The organism is Paenibacillus sp. P4_A7 (assembly GCF_056402455.1).
Window position 1 is genome coordinate 1 of record NZ_JBFUHJ010000757.1, and the last position, 1,428, is coordinate 1,428.

At 43.7% G+C, this 1,428-nt stretch carries 1 protein-coding gene; it reads right to left on the reverse strand.

Features of this window, described 5'->3' with window-relative positions; all coding sequences use genetic code 11:
* Window positions 1-168: 168 nt before the first annotated feature.
* A partial coding sequence (locus tag AC1DWN_RS33715; RefSeq protein WP_477563180.1) for an IS4 family transposase occupies window positions 169-1,428 on the reverse strand: 1,260 nt, incomplete at its 5' end.

Genomic DNA, 1,428 nt, shown 5'->3' on the forward strand with positions numbered 1-1,428 from the left:
CAATGTCATTAAGTTAAGTTCAAAGACAAGACCGGGAATAAAAATGGAATCCGAAACGGCACGGGAAAAAGCCCTGTGCCGTTTGTTTTTTTGTGCAAGCAAGGAAAAAAGCGTACAGCAAACAAAGCGGATGGAATATCCGCTTAAAAAATGTTCWTATGAACCGAATTATGCTACTCTGTAGACGAAGCTAACAGCTGATTTATAGCGAATTTTGCGCGTATTCTGCTGCCCTGGTCGAATGGGTCGAATCGGCAAAATGTTTTTGCGAATCAGTGCTTCAACATCGGGCAGGAATTCATCGTCCCTTRGGCGTAGGAAATGTCTACAAACATGAACGGCGACCGTGAAGTTGACTTGGTATTGGTRCCGTTTATCCATTTGGGAAATGACGACGTGTGAGGTCATCATTTCAGCGAAATTGTACATGATCATTCTTGCGAAAATCTCTTGGATGATGGACTCTTGCTTCTTTGCGTGAAAATTCGTCAGACCGACGGTATATTTTAATGCTCTGAAAGAAGTTTCGATGCCCCATCGCATGTTATAAATGGACTTGATTTCATCGGGTGGGAAATCAGYGACTGAAAGATTCGTAAGGACGGTTTCATAAGCGCCACTCGGCAGGACAAAACGAACAACCCGAAAGGAAATCGGATAAAATAAGTTCTCATGCCGATCCAAAAAATCAAATGTAGACGTGGAAGGGACGAACTTGTAAATCTCGGGATGAGCCTTGAYCTCTTTGGTATGTTTTTTGGTGAGTGTCAGATGAACGTCAATATCAAACTCTCCACCAAAGGGCAAATGCAAGCCCGAAAGAATACCACTGGAATTCAAATCCTTTACCCGTATGACATAGTTCCACCCTTTGCGTTCAATATGCGCGAAATTGTTGTAACTTTCATAACCCCTATCGGCAGTAACAATGGTTTTGCCTTTGATGGGAGAACGGTCAACCATAGCAGCAAGCGCCCTTCCCTCGTTGCACAACCTTCGTGGCTGAACAATGGCATCCACGTAAAATCTATTGCACAAGTCATAGGCTGCGTTCAAATGCAGAAGGTTATAGCCTTTCGTGTTCGGTTGACTTTGAATATAAGTTTCCGTGTCGGCAGGGTCAGTTGCGATATGCAAATCCGAACCGTCAACGGCAAGTAATCGATACCCTCGATAGTCTTTGATATTCGTATACGATTGCGTAAATTTGTGAAACAAGAATTCCACAGCGGAYGGCAGGATTTTATTCCTCTGCTGGACAAAAGCAGAAGTGGTTGCGGTGTTTACGTCATAGCCCTGCGATTCCAAGAGTTCCTTATATATGCTGTTGCCCCCCATTGAGATCAGGAGTTGCATAACCGTTTCAAAGGGTAGCTTTTTCTTTCGGGTAAAATCTTGTTCAGGTTTTTTGACATAAGGTGCTGGTGC